The organism is Colwellia sp. 12G3, from assembly GCF_002836775.1.
Taxonomy (GTDB): Bacteria; Pseudomonadota; Gammaproteobacteria; order Enterobacterales; family Alteromonadaceae; genus Colwellia.
Window position 1 is genome coordinate 701,489 of record NZ_PJAQ01000068.1, and the last position, 21,244, is coordinate 722,732.

Annotated in this window: 15 protein-coding genes; 8 read left to right on the forward strand and 7 right to left on the reverse strand. The window is 38.3% G+C overall.

Annotated elements, in window-relative coordinates; translation table 11 throughout:
• Window positions 1-81: 81 nt before the first annotated feature.
• The 3 genes from cgtA to rplU form a co-directional block, all read right to left on the reverse strand.
• The gene (cgtA, locus tag CXF71_RS20635; protein ID WP_101234793.1) at window positions 82-1,245 is read right to left on the reverse strand and encodes an Obg family GTPase CgtA; all 1,164 of its coding nucleotides are present in this window, start codon (window positions 1,243-1,245) and stop codon (window positions 82-84) included.
• 151 nt (window positions 1,246-1,396) lie between these two features.
• Complete coding sequence (rpmA, locus tag CXF71_RS20640; protein ID WP_033092242.1) at window positions 1,397-1,654, reverse strand: 50S ribosomal protein L27; 258 nt, start codon at window positions 1,652-1,654, stop codon at window positions 1,397-1,399.
• 16 nt (window positions 1,655-1,670) lie between these two features.
• The gene (gene rplU, locus CXF71_RS20645) at window positions 1,671-1,982 is read right to left on the reverse strand and encodes a 50S ribosomal protein L21 (protein ID WP_101227764.1); all 312 of its coding nucleotides are present in this window, start codon (window positions 1,980-1,982) and stop codon (window positions 1,671-1,673) included.
• A gap of 272 nt (window positions 1,983-2,254) precedes the next feature.
• On the opposite strand from rplU, the gene ispB reads away from it, so the two are divergent.
• Window positions 2,255-3,238, forward strand: a complete 984-nt coding sequence (gene ispB / locus CXF71_RS20650) for an octaprenyl diphosphate synthase (protein ID WP_101234794.1) — start codon at window positions 2,255-2,257, stop codon at window positions 3,236-3,238.
• A gap of 153 nt (window positions 3,239-3,391) precedes the next feature.
• On the opposite strand, the gene mdh is transcribed toward ispB, so the two are convergent.
• Window positions 3,392-4,327, reverse strand: a complete 936-nt coding sequence (mdh, locus tag CXF71_RS20655; RefSeq protein ID WP_101234795.1) for a malate dehydrogenase — start codon at window positions 4,325-4,327, stop codon at window positions 3,392-3,394.
• Between the two features lie 231 nt (window positions 4,328-4,558).
• Here mdh and argR point away from each other — a divergent pair, with 231 nt between their 5' ends.
• The gene (gene argR, locus CXF71_RS20660; RefSeq protein WP_101227761.1) at window positions 4,559-5,032 is read left to right on the forward strand and encodes a transcriptional regulator ArgR; all 474 of its coding nucleotides are present in this window, start codon (window positions 4,559-4,561) and stop codon (window positions 5,030-5,032) included.
• 55 nt (window positions 5,033-5,087) lie between these two features.
• Here argR and CXF71_RS20665 read toward each other — a convergent pair whose 3' ends face one another.
• Window positions 5,088-8,495: an ATP-binding protein gene (locus CXF71_RS20665; RefSeq protein ID WP_101234796.1), complete on the reverse strand. Its 3,408-nt coding sequence runs from the start codon at window positions 8,493-8,495 to the stop codon at window positions 5,088-5,090.
• 162 nt (window positions 8,496-8,657) lie between these two features.
• Window positions 8,658-10,109, reverse strand: a complete 1,452-nt coding sequence (locus tag CXF71_RS20670; RefSeq protein ID WP_232771565.1) for a PhoH family protein — start codon at window positions 10,107-10,109, stop codon at window positions 8,658-8,660.
• A gap of 222 nt (window positions 10,110-10,331) precedes the next feature.
• On the opposite strand from CXF71_RS20670, the gene rapA reads away from it, so the two are divergent.
• The 3 genes from rapA (at window position 10,332) to CXF71_RS20685 (ending at window position 15,015) form a co-directional block, all read left to right on the forward strand.
• Window positions 10,332-13,259, forward strand: a complete 2,928-nt coding sequence (gene rapA / locus CXF71_RS20675) for an RNA polymerase-associated protein RapA (RefSeq protein ID WP_101234797.1) — start codon at window positions 10,332-10,334, stop codon at window positions 13,257-13,259.
• 73 nt (window positions 13,260-13,332) lie between these two features.
• The gene (gene rluA / locus CXF71_RS20680; RefSeq protein WP_101234798.1) at window positions 13,333-14,016 is read left to right on the forward strand and encodes a bifunctional tRNA pseudouridine(32) synthase/23S rRNA pseudouridine(746) synthase RluA; all 684 of its coding nucleotides are present in this window, start codon (window positions 13,333-13,335) and stop codon (window positions 14,014-14,016) included.
• 69 nt (window positions 14,017-14,085) lie between these two features.
• The gene (locus CXF71_RS20685) at window positions 14,086-15,015 is read left to right on the forward strand and encodes a DUF3530 family protein (protein ID WP_101234799.1); all 930 of its coding nucleotides are present in this window, start codon (window positions 14,086-14,088) and stop codon (window positions 15,013-15,015) included.
• 292 nt (window positions 15,016-15,307) lie between these two features.
• On the opposite strand, the gene djlA is transcribed toward CXF71_RS20685, so the two are convergent.
• Window positions 15,308-16,129, reverse strand: coding sequence for a co-chaperone DjlA (djlA, locus tag CXF71_RS20690; RefSeq protein WP_101234800.1), 822 nt, complete (start codon window positions 16,127-16,129; stop codon window positions 15,308-15,310).
• Window positions 16,130-16,601: 472 nt separating this feature from the next.
• Here djlA and CXF71_RS20695 point away from each other — a divergent pair, with 472 nt between their 5' ends.
• From CXF71_RS20695 to pdxA, 3 genes are read left to right on the forward strand one after another with little or no spacing between them, the layout of a single operon-like run.
• Window positions 16,602-18,914 carry an LPS-assembly protein LptD gene (locus CXF71_RS20695; protein WP_101234801.1) on the forward strand — a complete coding sequence of 771 codons (2,313 nt, stop codon included), beginning with the start codon at window positions 16,602-16,604 and terminating at the stop codon, window positions 18,912-18,914.
• A 22-nt stretch (window positions 18,915-18,936) separates the two neighbouring features.
• Complete coding sequence (surA, locus tag CXF71_RS20700) at window positions 18,937-20,259, forward strand: peptidylprolyl isomerase SurA (protein ID WP_269800831.1); 1,323 nt, start codon at window positions 18,937-18,939, stop codon at window positions 20,257-20,259.
• The gene (gene pdxA / locus CXF71_RS20705) at window positions 20,259-21,239 is read left to right on the forward strand and encodes a 4-hydroxythreonine-4-phosphate dehydrogenase PdxA (RefSeq protein WP_101234802.1); all 981 of its coding nucleotides are present in this window, start codon (window positions 20,259-20,261) and stop codon (window positions 21,237-21,239) included. The genes surA and pdxA overlap by 1 nt, the downstream gene beginning before the upstream one ends.
• Window positions 21,240-21,244 lie beyond the last annotated feature (5 nt).

Below are 21,244 nucleotides of genomic sequence, written 5' to 3' on the forward strand. Positions count from 1 at the left end.
ATTTTGGTATTACTCGAAAAAGGTAAAAAAAAAAGCACTGGTTCATAAAAATAAACAAGTGCTTCATATTAACAGGTAATGTTATTGACGATATTCTACTTCAACATCGTAATCATCTTCATTCCAGTCGTCATCATCTAAGTCGTCGTCATTAGCATGAGCCGCTATAGTTTCTTCATGATAGGTATCCCATTTAAACTCAACAGTTTTACCATCAATCACTTCTTCCTCTTCTGGAGGTAAGTTTTCGATAAAGGTCATCACTTTTTGTGTTAACTCTTTCGTGCCCGTACGATTAAATGCAGAGATACTATGCACTTCACCTTTCCAATCAAGACCAGCTAAAATTGCATCAGTAATCTCTTTAGCTTCTTCTTCAAGCACTAAATCAAGTTTATTGAAGACAACCCAGCGAGGCTTACCAGCAAGTTTTTCATTATGCTGCTCTAGCTCACTGATAATGACTTTAGCATTCTCTAATGGGTCAGAGCCATCAACAGGCATGATATCAATTACGTGCAATAATATACGACAACGTTCAAGATGTTTTAAGAACTGTGTTCCTAAACCAGCGCCATCTGCAGCACCTTCAATAATACCTGGAATATCGGCAATAACGAAACTACGCTGTGTATCTAAACGTACCACACCTAAATTAGGCACTAAGGTAGTAAATGGATAATCAGCTACTTTAGGTGTTGCTGCAGAAACACTGCGAATTAGGGTAGATTTACCTGCATTAGGTAGACCTAATAAACCAACATCGGCAAGTAGTAATAACTCTAACTTAAGACTACGTATTTCGCCCGGCGTACCATCGGTTCTCTGTCGAGGAGAACGGTTAGTACTACTTTTAAAGCGTAAGTTACCTAAACCATGCCAGCCGCCTTTAGCAACAAGCATCTTTTGGCCTTTATGCGTTAAATCACCAATTTGCTCACCCGTATCTTGATCGATAGCGCGCGTGCCAACGGGTACTTTTAATAATAAATCGTCAGAGCCTTTACCCGTACAATTCTGTGGCTGACCATTTTGACCACGTTTAGCACGATGGAAACGTTCAAAACGATAATCTATTAAGGTATTTAAACCTTCGTCAGCGACCAAATAAATATCACCGCCATCGCCGCCATCACCACCATTAGGGCCGCCATACTCAATAAATTTTTCTTTACGGAAACTGACACAGCCGTTGCCGCCATCACCCGCTTCAACTCTGATCTCAACTTCATCAACAAATTTCATGGAATCTCAATAACCCTAATATGGTAATGCTTGTGCAATTATCACTAGTATAAACTATTTTTGCCTGACTAAAAATGAATCTCTGCTCAGTCAAAAAAAAATCAAAAAAAAACCTCGCATGAAGCGAGGTTTTTGGAGTGTTAAGTTATTATTAGTCAGCGATTATGCTAACGAACTTACGACTCTTTGGACCTTTAACTTCAAATTGTACTTTACCGTCAGATAAAGCAAATAAAGTATGATCTTTACCGATACCCATGTTGTTACCAGCGTGGAAACGAGTACCACGTTGACGAACAATAATGTTACCAGCTAAAACAGATTCGCCACCAAAGCGCTTAACACCTAGGCGTTTTGCTTCTGAATCGCGACCATTTCGTGTACTACCTGCAGCTTTCTTATGTGCCATGTCAAAATGCTCCTAATTAGCCGTTAATACCAGTAATTTTCACTTCAGTGAACCATTGACGATGGCCCGCTTGTTTGCGTGAATGCTTACGACGTTTGAATTTAACAATGGTAACTTTAGGAGCGCGGGCTTGAGTAACAACCTCTGCAACAACTTTACCACCAGCAACGTAAGGCGCGCCTACATTGATGTTATCGCCATTAGCGATCATTAAAACGTTATCAAATTCTACTGTTGCGCCTACTTCAAGCTCAAGCTTTTCTAGACGAACTGTTTGTCCTTCGGTTACACGATGCTGTTTACCACCGCTTTGGAATACCGCGTACATAGCTACTCCGTACTGCGTCATTATATTATTGACGCTAAATTTATAAAATATAGGGCGCGAATTCTACGCGAAGAAAACTACAAGGGCAAGTCTAAAGTCGATCATTTATTAACTTTATTGGCCTTTTATGCTTTTTAATTGCTTTTCACCTAAGAATTAAAACAAAGCGACTAGAAAACTACTTTTGCATAAAATTTAGTGTAAACTTTGCTTTCATAACTAATTGAATACTTTTGATTAATAACTAATCAAAATAGCTAAAGAAAAGTGGCATGGGCAATAAAGTAAATATTAAAGCAATACAGGCATTAGCGCAAAGCGATATGACAGCAGTGAACGATCTTATTTATGATCAATTACAATCTGATGTCGCACTTATTAATCAGCTTGGTATATATATTGTTAACGGTGGCGGTAAACGTATGCGCCCTATGTTAACGGTTCTTGCTGCTAAAGCATTCGCGTACCAAGGCGAAAAGCATTGGGAAATCGCAGCCATTATTGAGTTTATTCACACGGCAACGTTACTCCATGATGATGTCGTTGATGAATCAAATATGCGCCGTGGTAGAGAAACTGCCAATGCTTTATTTGGCAATAGTGCTAGCGTATTAGTCGGTGATTTTCTTTATACTCGCTCTTTTCAAATGATGACTAAACTGGGTGATATGCGCATTATGGATATTTTATCAGAGGCCACCAATATAGTGGCCGAAGGTGAAGTATTACAGTTAATGAACTGCAATGATGCAAGCACTACCGAAGAAAGCTATATGCAGGTCATTTATTGTAAAACAGCTAAATTGTTTGAAGCAGCAACACGCCTTGCTGCAGTAATAGCCAAACAAGATGATAAAATTGAACAAGCCATGGCTGATTATGGCAAGTACCTAGGTACCGCATTTCAGTTAGTTGATGACATTATGGACTATACTGCTGATGCTAAAGAAATGGGCAAAAATGTCGGTGATGATCTTGCTGAAGGTAAACCAACGTTACCATTACTCTATGCGATGAGGCACGGTAATGATGCACAACAAAAATTAATTAAGGAAGCCATTGAACTTGGTAATGGCATGGATAACCTTGAGTTAATTCTTGCAGCGATGGAAGAGACAGGTGCTTTACGTTATACCCAGCAACAAGCTGAAATTGAAGCAGACAAGGCCATTAACGCTCTCAACGTCATTACTGATAGCGAACATAAGCAAGCCCTTATTGCCTTAGCACATATCGCTGCTAACAGAAGTCACTAAGCCAAGACTTTAGCCTACGGGCAATGTATTAATTCGATGACTGCATGTGACTAACGCTTATAAATAAGTAGGCGATTCCCTCTAAATTTATGAATAAAAAAAACGCTGTTATCGGTTGATAACAGCGTTTTTTATTGTCGGTTTTACGGCTGCTTAGCTAGCCATAAAATCAACACCTTCTTGAATATCTTTTTTCAAGGTTGCAAGCATGTCTTCTTTTGCTTTTTGTTCAAAAGCACTTAACTCGCCGTAAGGTAGAATTTCACTTACACCGTTAACGCCTAAACGTACAGGTTGTGCGAAGAACAATGCATCTTCACCATTACCTTCAACGTATGCGTAATCAACAACATCTTCACCTTGTAGGCCTTTAACTAAAGACATACAAAAACGTGCAGCAGCAGCACCCATAGAAAGTGTCGCAGAACCGCCACCAGCTTTTGCTTCAACTACTTCAGTACCTGCATTTTGGATACGAGGAGTAAGCGTAGCAATTTCTTCATCTGTGAACGTAGCGCCTTCAACTTGAGATAGTAATGGTAAAATTGTTGTGCCTGAGTGACCACCAATTACGGGTACTTTAACAGTAGCAACATCTAAGCCTTTCAACTCAGCAACAAAAGCTTCAGAGCGAATAACATCTAGCGTAGTAACACCGAAAAGACGCGCTGCATCATAAGTACCTGCTTTTTTGAATACTTCAGCAACAATTGGTACCGTACCATTAACTGGATTAGTAATTACACCTACCAATGCTTTAGGACAGCTTGCAACAATGCCTTCTGCTAATACTTTAATAATACCCGCATTTACATTGAATAAATCAGCACGATCCATACCTGGTTTACGTGGCATACCCGCTGGAATCAAAACAATATCAGCACCTGTTAGTGCACCGCTAAGATCGTCACGACCAAAACCTGCAACTTTAACGTCAGTTGGGATGTGTGATAAATCTACCGCAACACCTGGAACAACAGGTGCAACATCATATAAAGACAACTCAGAACCTGCTGGCAATTGAGTTTTTAATAATAATGATAATGCTTGACCAATACCGCCTGCGGCGCCTAAAACAGCTACTTTCATGTGATTTCTCCGAAACTAAGTGGGGTTATTTGTTGTAAAAATTATGGTTGAAATATTATTCGAGTAAATACGTTAATTTTTTTCTGACCAAAAGATATAGTATAAGCAAGTAAAAAACAATTATTATACTCAGATATTAACTTTCAGTATGATGATGCGATAACGTATACTAGCTTTATTTATAGTGATTACAAACGCCACTTTAGTCTACTACAGGGTTGATTTCGCATTATGAGCGGTTTACAAAAACAAGAAGCACTAGTACAAGCATTTAAAGATTTATTAAAACAAGAGCAGTTTGGCTCTCAAGGTGAAATTGTCGATGCATTAAAAGCCAATGGTTTTGACAATATCAGTCAATCAAAAATATCTCGTATGCTTAGTAAGTTCGGTGCGGTAAGAACCCGAAATGCTCGCCAAGAGATGGTCTATTGTTTACCTGCTGAGTTAGGTGTACCAACCGCACAAAGTCCGCTCAAGCAATTAGTATTAGAAATAGAGCACAATGAAGTAATGATCATTCTTCAAACCAGTCCAGGTGCTGCTCAGCTAATTGCCCGACTACTTGATAGTTTAAGTAAAAGTGATGGTGTACTTGGCACGATTGCTGGCGATGATACTATTTTCATTGCGCCTACTGATGTTAGCAAGATCAATGAAACTATCAAAAAATTGGAAGAGCTCTTCTCTAAGAATTTAAGCTAAGAATTTAAGCTAAGAATTTAAGCTAAGAATTTAAATCCAAAGCTTAGGCAGCAGTCTAAGCTTTTATCGTACTTATCACTTTTTTTATGCTGCGAAGCAAAGCTTTTCCTGTAACGGGTTTAGCCATATGTAAGTTCATTCCTGCAGCTAAGCTCTGCTGTTTATCTTCTTCTCTAGCATGGGCTGTCATGGCAATAATAGGTAAATATTGATAATTACTCTGCGCTCTAATATGTTTAGCTGCAGTGAGTCCATCCATAATGGGCATTTGAATATCCATTAGCACAACATCAAAATTTTGTTCCGCTAAAGTATCTAAGGCCCCTTGACCGTTATCAGCTATCGTTACTTTAGCGTGCATATTTAATAGCAATTCTTTAGCAACTAACTGGTTAACTAAATTGTCTTCCACCAATAAAATTGACACGCCTCGTAAATCTCCTTCATCGTTGGTAGTTAATAATTTTGTCTTAGTACCTGTTGAACTGTTCGCTAATCGTTCTTGATGAAAGGGATTATTTTCAGTGATTATTCTTGAGCTGTTTGCCTGTTGAGTTGAGTAATCGACTTTATTAAGTAACGCTTGTGATATTTGATCAAGCGCATAACGAAACAAAGGCATATCAACTAATAAGTACCGTGTAGATAGTTTATCTAAATAGACGCAAGTCTCATTCCGTAATGGGGTTAATGCTGGCTGACACAAACACAGTAATCTAAAGTCAGCTAAAGACACACTTAACGCTTGATGACTTTGTTGTTGAACAAAGTCATCCTCGTCGACAAGTACTATACTATCTGCCACTATGTCCATGTGACTTAAACCTTCCACACCACTTACTAGATGTAATTGCCAGTTCATTTGAGCAATACTTTCCACAAAACTCTCTGAGAGTTTTTGATTTATAGCATAAACGGTTATGTTGGTTACTAGCGGCTGATTCAATTCTGCAGGTAAGTTTGTCAATAACTCTTTTGTCACTGGTTGAACTGAATGATCAACTATCGCTGAGTCCTGTTCCTCAATTATATCAAGCTTAACTATTTGTAATGGTAATACAAAGCTTAGCTCACTGCCCCGCCCTAACTCGCTAGTAAGACTGATCTCCCCGCCTAACAGTTTAATAATTTGCTGACAAATGGATAAACCTAACCCAGACCCACCATATTTACGTGTCATCGATTCATCGGCTTGGCTAAAAGCGTTAAATAAATGACTTTGATTATCACTGGCAATGCCTATACCGGTATCTCTCACTCGAAAGCGAACTTTAGCCACCGTATCTTTTAATAAAAGCACATCAATGATTAACTTAATCTCACCTTGCTCTGTAAACTTGATAGCATTATTAAATAAGTTAGCCAGCACTTGTACTAAACGCATTTCATCGCAAATTACATTGCTAGGTACATCTGCGCTCATATCAACCAGTATATTAACCCGTTGATGATCAACATTGGTAATATTGAGCTTTAATGCTTTATCAATAATGATCGGTAAATTAACTGCGGTTTGGCTGACAATCATTTTACCGGCTTCGATTTTAGAGAGGTCTAAAAGTTCATCGACTAGGTGAAGCAGTGTCGATGAAGCACTCTGCGCATTAACTAAATAATGTTGTTGGCGGGGATCTAGTGCAGTACGTGCTAATAAGTCCATCATGCCTTGCATAGCATTGATTGGCGTTCTGACTTCATGACTCATATTCGCCAGAAATTGAATCTTCACTTTGTTGGCATACTCAGCTTGATTTTTTGCTTTTTCCAGTGCTGATTGCGTTGCTTGCTGCAAAGTCACATCATGAAAAATACTGATAGAGCCAAGAATATTTCCTTGCTCATCGGTAAATTGATTACAAAAACCTTGATAAATATAATCTCCCGCATTAATAAGCGCTTGCTGCGGATAAATGTCATTGTTATTAGCATTTAACTTATTTATTTCTTGTGCCAAAGGCGCTGGCATAAAAGTAACTGACTTAACCCCTAGCATTTGTTCAACAGAGAGATTAGCTAAACGTTCAAAAGCTTTATTACACCCCATCAACAAGCCCTTAGGGTCGTTAAATACAATCAATTCAGGGATGGCATTCATCACAGAGCGTAATAGCGCATAATCACGTTGATGCTTAGCACTGCTCTCTTGTAACGCTTTAGTTTTTTCTATTACGCGACTATCCAACACATCATTTTGCTCTGTTAGCTGTAAGAGTAAACTACGATTTTGAGCAAAGATATCTTCAACCACTTGAAACCAATGTAACCAATCCGCTGCGGGGGTAATCTTGCCAGGGTCTCCTTCAGCACAATATTGAATATGACTAATAAATTCTGTAGTTGGCTGAATAAAAGTACGTTTTGTCATGGTATTTACCAGCATAAGAAATGCCAACAAGCCGATAAATAGCATCGCAAAAACAAAAATAAAATCACTATACTGGGGGGCTGAAAAATGTTCATATTGTTGATATTTAAGTAAGGTCCAGCCATTAACCGTGAGCATCTGTTTTTCAATCAACCAATCACCTAAGTGTTCAGAATTTTCCATTTTGGCTAGATGCTTAGCACTAAGCTCTTGAAGCGACTTTGGTAATAGGTCTTGCCAAGATGCACGGTAACTTAACGACTCCTTCCCGAGACGCTTTGAAAGTAGAATGTCATTATTTTCATTATATAAAATAAGACCTTGGTCATTAGATTCTAACTCAGGCAAGCTGGCATGCAAACGCGATAAGTTGATATCAATAACAACTGCTCCTAACAACTTGTCCTGATGAAAAACACCTGTGCCTAAAGAAGCATTCATGCCCCCGCCTGCAGCATCAAGATAAGGTGCAGACCAAAGTACCTGGTTAGTATTTGGGGTTAATGCTCGCATGGTTTGGTGATGTGGGCTATTGAGGGTTTTTTTACTAAACTGCCATATTTCTCGGTCAACCCAGGGATATATATTCACAAAGTCATCAAAGGAAATATAATAAAACCATGTGGCTTCTTCTAGGATATTTTGCGCCGCAATAAACGCAGGAGTTAACGCATTAGCCATAGCAATTTCTTGCTTTTTGAGTTCATCAAACTGACTCACTTCTCCTAGGCCTGTAATATTACTGCTTAAACGTTTACCTTGCTTAATAACATCATGCAGTGGCTTATTTAAATAAAACATATCACCTTGTTGTGACAAGGAAGGCATCGGAATGTTTATTTCGATAGGGTGCTTTAAAATATATTCGGCAAACTCTTTAATACCAACGACCGCTTGGACACTTTGCTCTAGCATAATATTTAGTTGTTCAGCTTCTTGCTTGAGCTCGGTCAAGCTTTGCTGTTTATGTTGTGCAATTTGATTAAAATAACGTAATGAAGCGGCAGAAAAGGCAACAAGAATAATGACAATAAAGGCCACTACAACAGTGATATTATAGCGTCTGAAAACTGTATTTATGCCCGTTTGGTAATACACTAAAGTGCCTTAACTTTTTGTTTAAATAACTCGATTACTTAGTAAGTTAAAGCAGTCACATCATTTAAACAAGAGCTAAAAAATAGTTAAGCAAGGATAAGTGCTTTATTTACCCCGTTACTTATCTAAGCTGTATCAAGTAACCTCAACCGTTTAACACGACTATAAATTCTCCTCAGCAAAAGCCGCGAGTCGGCTACGTACCACCCCATTTAAGTTGACTGTGGCAGAGCCTGGGAAGTCTTTAAAACGCTCGACAATATAAGTCAGCCCAGAAGTTACTGCCGTTAAATAGTTACTATCAATTTGTGCCAAATTACCCGAACAAACTAATTTAGTTCCTTCACCACAGCGAGTGATAATAGTTTTTAACTGAGCCGCAGTTAAGTTTTGACACTCATCAAGCAGTACAAGGGCATTTTGAATACTACGTCCACGCATAAAGTTTACTGATTTAAATTGAATATTGGCTTTATCTATAATGTAGTTCAAACTGCCATGCATACTTTCATCTTGTTGGTGTAATACTTCAAGAGAATCAGTTATTGCTGCTAGCCAAGGCGCCATTTTCTCTTCTTCAGTGCCAGGTAAAAAGCCAATAGACTCTGCAATTTCAGGCGTACTGCGCGTTACAATTATTTTGTCATAAAGACCACGTTCTATGACTTGCTCTAATGCAGAAGCTAAGGCAAGTAAAGTTTTACCACTACCTGCTGGCCCGGTCAGAATAACCAAATCAATAGTAGGATCCAATAAAGCATCCATCGCCATACCTTGATAAATATTTTTCGGATGAATACCCCAAGCATTTTTAGCTAATAAACGATCTCGCCCAAGATCTAAAATAGCAAGATTATCGTCATCCCAACCGGTAACTTTACCAGCAAAAGTATCACCACCATCAATTAAGTATTCATTGATATAAGTAAAAGGTACTGTATCTCTAGCAACATAATGCGTAGTTTGCCTCCCTTCTGTTTCACTATTAACAGCTTGAATTTGTTGCCAGAAGTCACCTTCAAATTTATGATAGCCTTTAGTCAAAAACTGGATGTCATCAATGAGCTGATCCGTTCGATAATCTTCAACGTGGGCTAGCCCTGCTCCCTTGGCTTTCAGTCGCATATTGATATCTTTAGTAACTAAAACTATTTTCTTATTCGGCATTTTCTTTTGGATATGTAAAGCGGCGTTAATGATACGGTTATCATTTTCATTAAAAGATAACGTATGTGCCGTTTTATCAAGTGCATAATCATTAATAATAGCAAGACTACCACTAGGATGTTGAGCGTCGTTTTGAGGTAGTTTAACGCCGGCAAGTACTTGCTCGGGACTGGCATCCCGTAAAGTGTCTTCAAGCGCTCTTATCGCTACTCTAGCGTCACGGCTAACATCTTTACGCCTATCTTTAATGGAGTCGAGTTCCTCCAAGACGGTCATGGGCACAACAACATCGTGTTCTTTAAAGGATAAAAAAGCGAAAGGTTCGTGCAGAAGGATATTTGTATCTAAAATATAGATAATTTGTTGTTCAACGTTATCTTCAGTTTGAAGCGGCGAGGATAACTTCTCATTTAACACATTCTCATTATTCATATTCTCTTTAGTCATGGGAAATCTCCGTGAGTCTCTGACAAAACAAATATAAAAGAGCAATACCGTCTTAAAAGTATAGCTTGTTAACAGTAATATCCTATTTATAGTGAAGCAAGCATAATTTTTTAATGATTCCGTCTATGATTAAGAGTAATATAGCGCTTTTTTTTTACCCCGAGTTTTAATGTTTAGTATCGCTTGTACTAATAATTAAGTAATCGTTGGAGAAGTAAGTTTATGCCATTTCAGGTTGGTCAGCGTTGGATTAGTGACAGTGAATCAGATCAAGGATTAGGTACAGTAACAGGGGTTGAACACCGCTTTGTTAATATTATTTTCACGGCAACAGGTGAAGCCCGTAAATACGCGAAAGAAAATGCGCCCTTAACGCGTGTTGTATTTAATCAAGGTGATCTTATTCCTAGTCACGAAGGCTGGTCTTTAAAAGTAACCTCACAAAGTGAAGCTCATGGCATAATTAGCTATGAGGGCATACGCCAAGACACCAATGAACAAATAACGCTAAAAGAAGTGATGATAGATCACTTTATTAAATTCAATAAACCACACGACCGCTTGCTCAACAGCCAAGTTGACCGTTTAGACTGGTTTCGCTTGCGTAAAGATTGTTTACAACACCAATATCAGCAGCAACAATCTGATTTAACTGGTTTGACCGGAGGTCGAGTTAGCTTAATACCACATCAGCTTTACATTGCCGATGAAGTGGGTAATCGCTTTGCCCCGCGCGTTTTACTCGCCGATGAAGTTGGCTTAGGTAAAACTATTGAAGCCGGTTTGATCATTCATCAACAATTAGTCACTGGCCGTGCCAAAAGAATTTTAATCATAGTACCAGAGTCTTTAATGCATCAATGGTTGGTTGAAATGCTACGCCGATTTAACCTTAATTTTAGTATTTTTGATCATGAGCGTTGTGTTGAAACCAGCCAAGATAATTATGTTGATGGCAAAAAATCTAATCCCTTTAGTTCTGAACAATTAGTACTGGTTAACCTCGGATTTATTACTAATAATCCAGAATGGTATGAGGCACTGGTTAGTGAAGATTGGGACTTAATGGTTGTCGATGAAGCACACCACTTAAACTGGCAACAAGATAAACCTAGCATTGAATACCAGTGTATTGAAAAACTTGCACAAGTTATTCCTGGCGTTTTATTGTTAACGGCCACCCCTGATCAATTAGGTCATGAAAGTCACTTTGCCCGTTTACGTTTGTTAGATGCGGATCGTTTTTATGATTATCAAAAATTTATCGAGGAAGAATCTCACTATAGTGAAGTTGCTGATGCCGCTAATGCTTTAGTGGAAGGTAACAAACTCTCTAGTGAGCAAGAGGCAACACTGTCTGAATTATTGAAAGAAATAGATATTAGCGCTCAGCTTACTGAGTTAAACCAAGTAGACACGTCACTATCAGCTAAAGTACGCCAAGACTTGTTAAAGCAATTACTTGATAGACATGGTACTGGTCGTATTTTGTTTAGAAACTCTCGAAACACTATTAAGGGTTTCCCTGCCCGTCAAGTTGTGCCAACAGCGCTGAATATGCCTGAGCAATATCAAGAAAACATTAATGAGTTTATGCTCAGTGACTGCCCAGAAAAATTAGCTAAATCAAAACAAGCTAAATATATTTTCACCCCAGAAATGCTGCACGGCTTAGATCAAAAAAATGATACATGGACTGATTTTGATCCTAGAGTCGATTATTTAATTGAATTATTACAGTCACTTAAAAAAGAAAAAGTCTTAGTGATTTGCGCGCATGCACAAACAGCGATTGATTTAGAAGCAGCGCTACGGATAAAAGAAGGAATTCGTGCCGCAGTTTTCCATGAAGGTTTATCAATATTTGAACGTGATAAAGCTGCCGCTTATTTTGCTCAAGACGAAGACAGTGCTCAACTATTGTTGTGTTCTGAAATTGGTAGTGAAGGACGTAACTTTCAATTCGCTCATCATTTAGTCCTGTTTGATTTACCAAGTAACCCAGATTTATTAGAGCAGCGCATTGGTCGCTTAGACCGTATTGGCCAAACAGAGGTCATTCGTATTCATGTGCCTTACTTTGAAGACTCTGCTCAACAATTATTATTTGATTGGTACCATCAAGGCATGCAAGCATTTGAGCACACCTGTATTACCGGCCGAGTGGTTTTTGAAACATTTGGCGAGCAGTTACTTTCGCTAGCATTAACCTGCCAGCAACAGTCAACTGAAGCAGAAACGCTTATCAGTAATAGTTGGCAAAAGCACTTAACTATTAAAGCCGAGTTAGAGTCTGGTCGAGATAAACTGTTAGAGCTTAACTCCTCAGGGCAAGGGCGCGCCCATGAACTGGTTGAAAAAATACAAAAAGTGGATGACGATATAGGCTTGCCACAGTTTATGTTTCAAGCACTTGATGTATTTGGCGTCCAACAAGATGATAAAGCTGATAATGCGATAGCCTTAAATCAAAGCGAACATATGCTTAATAGCAACTTCCCTTGTTTGCCTGAAGACGGAACAACAGTCACTTTTGATAGAGAGACCGCTTTAATTAATGAAAATTACCAGCTACTCACTTGGGATCACCCTATGGTCCGCGGTGTTATGGATATGGTATTGTGTGATGAAATTGGTAATGCCAGTATTGGTTTATTAAAAAATGAAGCGCTACCTGTAGGTACCTTTTTCATAGAATGTTTATTTACTGTTGAAGCAACTGCGCCGGCTCACTTACAATTAGGTCGCTACTTACCGACTACGCCAATTCGTATCTTAGTCGATAAGAATGGCAATAACTTAGCTGACAAAATCAGTGAAAATGTACTTGATAAGCAGTTATCACCTGTTAAAAAGCAAATGGCATTACAACTTATCAAAGCACTTAAGTCTCAAATTGCACCTTTGGTTGAGAAAGCAGAAGCACATGGTGCGCAACATATTGTTGCGATCCAAGAGAAATCACTAGTCGCTATGCAAAGCAAGTTATCCTTAGAACAACAAAGGTTAACTGCGTTAAAAGCAATTAATCCAAGTGTTCGCCAAGAGGAAATTGACTTTATTAGCCAGCAAAAAGATGAGTTAAGCCACTATATTGATAAAGCGCAATTGACCTTTGAGGCAATTCGCATGATAGTGGTTACACACTAACAGTCTGCATATTAATTGATAAGGGGTCAGTTCATACGAACCTGCTCCCCTTATCACTAATCATGAGAAAGTAATGAGCGCAAACCCTGATTTTATCTATCTCCCTTCTATGTCACCTTATCTTGATATTATTTACCAAGACGATGACTTTGTTGTATTAAATAAAGCAAGTGGCATTTTAAGTGTGCCGGGTCGCTTGCCTGAACACCAAGATTGTTTACAAAATCGTGTTCAACGAATTTTACCCACTGCAACTATCGTGCATAGACTCGATATGGCCACCTCTGGTTTAATGATTATGGCATTAAACAAACCAGCGCATGTCGCCATTAGCCGCCAATTTGAACAAAGGAAAACTAAAAAGACTTACCTTGCCCGTGTATTCGGTTTAGTCGAATTAAGTGAAGGCAGTGTTGATTTACCACTGATATGTGATTGGCCCAATAGACCAAAACAAAAAGTCGACTTTGAAAACGGCAAACAATCGTTAACACATTACCGAGTCATTAGTTATAGTGACTCGACAGATAAAAAAGCAAGTACTCTTGTAGAGTTGACTCCAGTAACAGGGCGTTCTCATCAGCTTAGGGTGCATATGCTAGCCTTAGGTCATCCTATTTTAGGGGATAGGTTATACGCATCAAAAGAAGCCTTAGCCATGAAAAAAAGATTACAGTTACATGCTTTGAATTTAAGCTTATTTCATCCGAGTACTGAGAAAGCCATTACCTTTAATGCGCCGTGCCCATTTATTTAACACTTTCTACTTTTTGGTCGACTGTCACTTGATAAGAGCACAGGTACTTTAACCCGCTGAGGAAAAAACGTGCATAAGATAAATCAAAATAAAATCAGCTCAAAAGTATTGGTATTATTTATCTGTACACTTACTTTTATTTACTCAATTCCCCCTTGCTTTGCTGAAGAGAAAAAACCTGATACTTCACTAGATAAGGCGGCGAAGACAACAAATAAAACGCCCTCACAGCAAAAACCTATCGCGTTGACCAAGCAGCATAAAGAAGATCTTAAACATTATTTAACAGCTGAGCAGGTAAAACCATTATTAGCGGGACCTGATGATTATTTAATGTTAGTGAAAAGGTATACCAGCGCCAATAGCAAAGGTGTTGCCATTTTATTACCTGAATGGCAGCAAGGAGCTACTAATCCAAAAGCAATTAATTACTTACGTAATATCTTGCCATCTAATGGCTGGAGTACCATTGCAATACAACCGAGTAACAAACCAGAAAATTACCCTTCAACAGCAATTACTGTTGAAGAGCAACAAAAAGAAAACCAATTAACCCTAGATGATTATAAAAATAAACTAAGTACTATGCTCAATGCAGTAATGAACACAGCAAAGGAGTATCCAGGTATAGTACTGGTTATTGCTCAAGGTAATAATGCCGCTTTACTCGTGGATTTATACAGCCAAGAAGGTAGTCAACGGCCCAATGCACTGATAATGCTTAGTAGCTATCGACAGAGTAACCATACTCTTATCAATAGTGTAAATGAAAACTTTGCCCGTCAACTGGCTTCTACTGAACTACCAGTGCTCGACCTCTACCTTAAACACGATAATTTAATTGTGTTAGACAAAGCGCCACAAAGAAAGTCGTTTGCAAAACAAGAAATGAAAGTATATTTCCGTCAGCGACAGTTAAACAATAGCGTGACTGGCTATTATCCCGAAGAAGAGTTGTTGAGCCAGATTAATAGCTGGTTAAAAGCAATAGGTTGGTAAAGTTATATAGCCAAAAAAGATGCAGAGGTATTATACCTATTAAGACTATTCACAGCATATAATCTGTGAATGCTTAAGGTGTTCAAGTACAAAACTTATCCATTTTATACTGATGTTAGTTTAATACCCATTGTACTAATTAATTGCCCATCTTCAAATGGTCCTAATCTACAATTTCTGCGTTGCGCTCAATTCCAATAGCTCGCTATTGCTCAATCACGCGCCTTGAACTTGAAAATTTATCCTCATTGAATTTTGATCACTAAATTAATACAAATGGTATAACTTTCTGTTAATTGTTCTGTTTAACAATAAATTCATACGCGGCTTGAATGTCTTGTGTTTTTTGCTTCGCACTTTCCATCATTTCTGGCGGTAAGCCCTTAGCAATTAACTTATCAGGATGATGCTGAGACATTAATTTCTTATACGCTTTTTTAATGACTGGCATAGTAGAATTTTTATCAATGCCTAGCACCTTATAAGCGTTAGCTAAATGTTGACCGCTAGTAGGTATACCCCCCTGTTGCCTATAATCACCACCAGCCTGTTGTTGATGAAAGTTAGTACCCGCAATAATCATTTCCAGTAAATTATCAAGCTCTCTTGCTGAATACCCTAACAATTTTGCTATGTTGTGCAAAACAGAACGTTCCGCACCATCTAACTCGCCATCACTAAAGGCAACTTGAATTTGGATCTCTAAAAACATTAACAATAAGTCATGTCTATTACCCATCAAGCGCTTAAACTTAACAAGACGATCTTTAAGGGGAAAGCCTGATGACTTTCCTTCACGGAAAGCATCTTGCGCTTGTTGACGTAAATCGCTGCTCAATCCCATCTTGTCCATATAGGCTTTAGCAAAAGCGATCTCATGACTAGTAACCTGTCCCTTGGCTTTAGCAACATGTCCCATCACGGAAAACGTGGTATAGAAAAAGGCAGCTTGCCTAGATATTTCATCCTCCTTACCGCCTGCGATACCGTTGAAATTAAAACCTCGGCCGCGGTCAAATAGGTGACCCAGCCAAAGACCAAGTAAAGCGCCAAACAAGTTTTTACTGAGCATAAAGCCAAACAAAAAACCTAAAATTTTACCCCAAATATGCATATTGTTGAGCATTCCTTAAAATAGTACCTAGCCTAAAGCTGAACCTATAGCAAATTGATTCAGTTCTTCCCACTCAGCGAGAATTAAAAGGCTTAGAGGCAAGGCATTGATTGTGGAGATGGTTATTCAGGAGAATATACTCCTGCATTCTCTAATAAGCTGCATCCATGCAGCGTCCTTGTCAAAATCAATAACGCTGCAAATACGCTTTTTAAACTGGTCCTTCCGGAGTACACTAAATACCCACTAACGTCGTTAAATTAATTTAATTTAGCATAACTAAACCTAAAAAAATTTGCCTTGCTAATGTATATTGAGCATAACTCTGAGTTGGAAAGAAATTTATTCAAATTGCTATTCGACATAAGAATTGAGTCCAACTGAAAAAATTGCTATATCATAAAGCAATTAGCCGTTAAAATACTTGATTCATAGCTATTTTATAAGTACTTTCATCATTTTCGGACAATAAATGCTTTTTTCCCGTACATTAAGTTTTGCCCTAGTCGTACTATTAGTTTGCTTTTCAGAAGTATCACAAGCTAATGTCGAAATAAAGAATCAATCTCCTGCCACTAAAGTCATGCAGTGTACATTACCTGTATTTGATGATATTGCTTTGGATATACCCGAGGTTGTTGATGGCAGTATTCGTATATCCTCTTTACAGGCAAGTATCGAACAAGACCAAACCGCACTATTTAATGGTTCTGTCATTTTGGTAGATAAAGACCAAAAAATAATTGCCGATCAGCTTTCCTTTAATCGTTTAAAAATGCAGATAGAAGCCATAGGTAATATTCATTTCCAAGGGAAACAAATAAATATTTTTGCTAACACGTTAAGTGCCAGTAAAACAGAACGCTCAACAGAAATGACCTCTGCCTCATATCAACTTGATGGTAACCCAGGTCATGGTACTGCAAAGAAACTGTCTATTAGCCGCGATGGCATGCTGAGTTTAGTCGACTCAACTTTCACCACCTGCTTGCAAGAAGTACCAGACTGGCAAATAAAAGCCGCTGAAATTAACTTATCATCCACCGGTGATTTCGGAGAGGCTTATCATGCTCAATTTAGAGTCTTAGATGTACCCGTTATGTATGTTCCTTATTTTTATTTTCCTATATCAAAAGAGCGCTTAAGCGGTTTTTTGTATCCTCAACTAGAAACAAGAACCAATACTGGTCTTGAAATTACCGCCCCTTTTTACGTCAATATTGCCGAAAACTATGATGCCACAGTTACTCCGCGTTATATGTCTAAACGTGGTTTGCAATTGCAAACTGAATTTCGTTATTTAATGGACCAGCAATCTGGAAAAATTGATCTAGAATATTTAGACAATGATAAAGAAATCAAAAGCAATGATGACTCTAGATATTTAGCGCGCCTGCAACATATAGGCACCTTTTCTGAAGATTTTCGTGCCTATATTGATTACACCACTATTAGTGATGATAACTATTTAGTTGATATTGGCAGTAAACAGTATAATTCAAACGATGCTTATCTTTATCAAACAGGTGAATTGGCTTACTTTGGTGAGCAGTGGCAAGCGACAGTACAATTGCAAGATTTCGAAGTCCTGGGTGATCATCAGCCTAGCTATAAAACATTACCGCATTTTGAACTATCAGCTCAACAACCACTAAATTTTTTATCTGGCCAATTTGAACTTTATTCAGAAATGACTAATTTTCAGTCTTCTGAAAAAGATCAAGTAGAAGCAAATCGTTACCATGTTGAAGCAGGCTTTACCTTCCCAATTGTTAGACCTGCTTGGTTTTTAAACTCTGAAGTAAAGTTAATGCATACCTATTATCGACAAGATAATATTAGTGACGGAAGCCCATTAGAAGAAACCGTAGAAAGAACCTTACCTAAGGTACGTATCCATGGTGGTATTAATTTTGATAGACAACTTAGCGCTTTTGGAGATAGCTATCGCCATACCCTAGAACCGCAGTTGCAATACCTTTATGTACCAGAAGAAGATCAATCCGATATAGGCTTATATGATACGACAATCCTACAAGACGATTTTCACGGTATCTTTAGAGATACTCGTTATAGTGGCTTAGATAGAATTGCGGCAGCTAACCAATTTACTTGGGGTATTACCAGTCGATTACTCGATGAAGAGAACTTGGAAATAATTCGCGTTAGCCTTGGTCGTATTCAATATCTAGGTGACAATAATACCGACCTTGCCAATGATGCCTTGTTAACTGATAATGGCAACATTGACAATAAACAATCGTCTGTTGCAGCTGATTTATTTTACCGAATAAATCACCAGTGGCAAGTGAGTGGAGATATTCAATACAACACCATAGAAGACTTTACCAATAAAGGGCAAGTTAATATTGATTATCAAATTAATAAATATAATCTAATACAATTGAACCATCGCTATACTCGTAATGTCTCAGGAGATAGCTTAGAACAAGCTTCCCTCTTAACAAGTGTTGCTATTAACAAAAACTGGGCATTTGTTGGACGTTTAACACAAGATTTAAAGCAAGATAGAAGTTTAGAGACTTATGCAGGCTTTCAATACGAAAGTTGCTGTTGGGCAGTACGTATAGCCTATCATCGCCATATTATCTCTAACTTGGATCCAGCCAGCGACATTACTGAGGGTCGTGAAGAGTTTGATACTGGCATTAGTATCAAATTTATCATTAAAGGCTTAGACGGCAAGCAATCAGCCATAGGTACTCAAGAGATGTTTGATAAGAGCATATTTGGTTATAAACGCCCTTATTACTTACAAAACTAGCACCATTCGCACTATTAAAAATATAAAACAAGATATAAAAAATATGAAATATAGAATTAAAGCAATACTGTTAGCCTCTAGTCTTATCATGACTACTATCACGTCCGTACAAGCAAAAGAAGAACTGCTTGATAGAGTTGCTGCCATCGTTAATAGCGGTGTAGTACTTGAGTCTGAAGTTAATGACCTACTCGTTAATATAAAGCAACAAGCTAAAAGCAATAATCAAAGCTTACCCTCTGATAATGCTTTACGCATTCAAGTAATGGATAAACTCATTAATGATAGCTTGCTTAGTCAAATGGGTCAGCGCATGGGTATCCAAATAAGTGATGCACAACTTGACCAAACTTTAAATAATATGGCCAAAGAAGACAAGATTACTCTAGCTCAGTTTCGTCAGAAAATTATTAGTGAGGGTAATAGTTATGAAAAATACCGTGAAAATGTTCGGATAGAACTGGTTTCAGGTGAAGTAAGCCGTAATAGTGTTAGACGTCGAATATTTGTTTCCCCACAAGAAATACAAAATTTACTTAGTGTGATGAAAGAGCAAAGTACTAATAATGTCGAATATCATTTAGGCCATATCTTAATAGAATTCCCAGCCGATGCGAGTCAAGAAGATTTAGCGGCAGCTAAAATCCGCGCAACCAAGGTTGTAGACCTACTTAATGATGGCTCTGACTTTGCTAAAATTGCGATTACTTCTTCAGGTGATGCTAATGCCTTAAAAGGTGGTGATTTAGGTTGGAAAAATATTAATGAAATGCCTACACTCTTCTCTGAGTTAATTAATGATAAACCTAAAGACACTATTGTTGGCCCAATTCGTACAGGCTTAGGTTATAGCATAGTTAAAATATTAGATATTCGAGGTAGAAAAATAGTCGAAGTGGAAGAAACAAAATCTCGTCACATATTAATAATACCATCAATTATTTTGAGCGATGCAAAAGCGGAATCTTTATTACAGGTTTTTTTAAATCAAATTGAAGCGGGTGAAGCAACCTTTGAAGAATTAGCTAAAAAACATTCTGAAGGGCCAACATCTGTTCGTGGCGGAGATTTAGGATGGGCAGATCCGAAAAGCTATGACCCTGCTTTCACAGACGCACTAGCCTCAATGAAAATTGGAGAACTTCATAAACCATTTCGCTCCTCTTTTGGTTGGCATATTATTCAACTAGAAGATCGACGTTTGGTTGATGCCACGTCACAATTAAATGAAAACCGCGCTTACCAAATTCTCTTTAACCGTAAATATGGTATGGAAAGCACGCGCTGGTTAAAAGAAACCCGCGATGAAGCCTACATTGAAATATTTGAACAGGATGGCAAGTAATGACACTACGCATTGCCATTACACCCGGTGAACCAGCAGGTATTGGTTCCGACCTAGTTATTACTATTGCTCAACAAGACTGGCCTGTTGAAATGGTTGTCATTGCTTCAAAATCATTATTACAAGAAAGGGCAAAAGTACTTTCTTTACCGTTAACCCTAATCGATTATGATCAGCATACTCCAGCCAAAGCGCAACAAGCAGGGACTTTAACAGTGCTTGATGTTGAACTAGCCGAACCTTGTATTCCTGGAACGCTAAATAGTGCCAATGGCGCATATGTAGTAGAAACGTTAAGAATTGCCAGTGAAAAAAACATCTCAGGTGAGTTTGATGCAATAGTGACAGGTCCTGTACACAAGGGTCTAATAAATAAAGCAGGTATTGCCTTTAGTGGCCACACCGAATATTTTGCTAATCAAGCTAATTGTACTGATGTTGTTATGATGCTTGCTACCAAAGGTCTTCGAGTGGCATTAGTAACTACGCACATACCTCTGGCTTACGTGTCTAAAGCAATTACCTATGAGCGTTTACAGAAGGTTACCCGGATTTTACATCAAGATTTACAAGATAAATTTGGTATCAAATCACCTAAAATTTATGCTTGTGGTATCAATCCCCATGCGGGTGAAGATGGTCATCTCGGCCGCGAAGAAATAGAAGTTATGGAACCCGCTTTTGCTGACCTTCGCACCGAGGGCATCGATATTATCGGCCCTTTACCTGCCGATACAATTTTTCAGGAAAAATACTTGGCTGAAGCGGATGCTATTTTAGCTATGTATCACGACCAAGGACTTCCCGTACTAAAATACAAAGGCTTTGGCTCCTCGGTAAATATTACACTTGGCCTACCTTTTATTCGTACCTCTGTTGATCACGGAACAGCACTTGAACTTGCAGGTAAAGGTACAGCAGACTCAGGTAGTTTTATTGAAGCAATGAACAACGCCATCAACTTAGCTAATAACAAATAGTTTAA

Coding starts and splice junctions, on each gene's coding strand:
- cgtA (WP_101234793.1), bottom strand. CDS start 1,245: ATGAAATTTGTTGATGAAGTTGAGATCAGAGTTGAAGCGGGTGATGGC.
- rpmA (WP_033092242.1), bottom strand. CDS start 1,654: ATGGCACATAAGAAAGCTGCAGGTAGTACACGAAATGGTCGCGATTCA.
- rplU (WP_101227764.1), bottom strand. CDS start 1,982: ATGTACGCGGTATTCCAAAGCGGTGGTAAACAGCATCGTGTAACCGAA.
- ispB (WP_101234794.1), top strand. CDS start 2,255: ATGGGCAATAAAGTAAATATTAAAGCAATACAGGCATTAGCGCAAAGC.
- mdh (WP_101234795.1), bottom strand. CDS start 4,327: ATGAAAGTAGCTGTTTTAGGCGCCGCAGGCGGTATTGGTCAAGCATTA.
- argR (WP_101227761.1), top strand. CDS start 4,559: ATGAGCGGTTTACAAAAACAAGAAGCACTAGTACAAGCATTTAAAGAT.
- CXF71_RS20670 (WP_232771565.1), bottom strand. CDS start 10,109: ATGACTAAAGAGAATATGAATAATGAGAATGTGTTAAATGAGAAGTTA.
- rapA (WP_101234797.1), top strand. CDS start 10,332: ATGCCATTTCAGGTTGGTCAGCGTTGGATTAGTGACAGTGAATCAGAT.
- rluA (WP_101234798.1), top strand. CDS start 13,333: ATGAGCGCAAACCCTGATTTTATCTATCTCCCTTCTATGTCACCTTAT.
- djlA (WP_101234800.1), bottom strand. CDS start 16,129: ATGCATATTTGGGGTAAAATTTTAGGTTTTTTGTTTGGCTTTATGCTC.
- CXF71_RS20695 (WP_101234801.1), top strand. CDS start 16,602: ATGCTTTTTTCCCGTACATTAAGTTTTGCCCTAGTCGTACTATTAGTT.
- pdxA (WP_101234802.1), top strand. CDS start 20,259: ATGACACTACGCATTGCCATTACACCCGGTGAACCAGCAGGTATTGGT.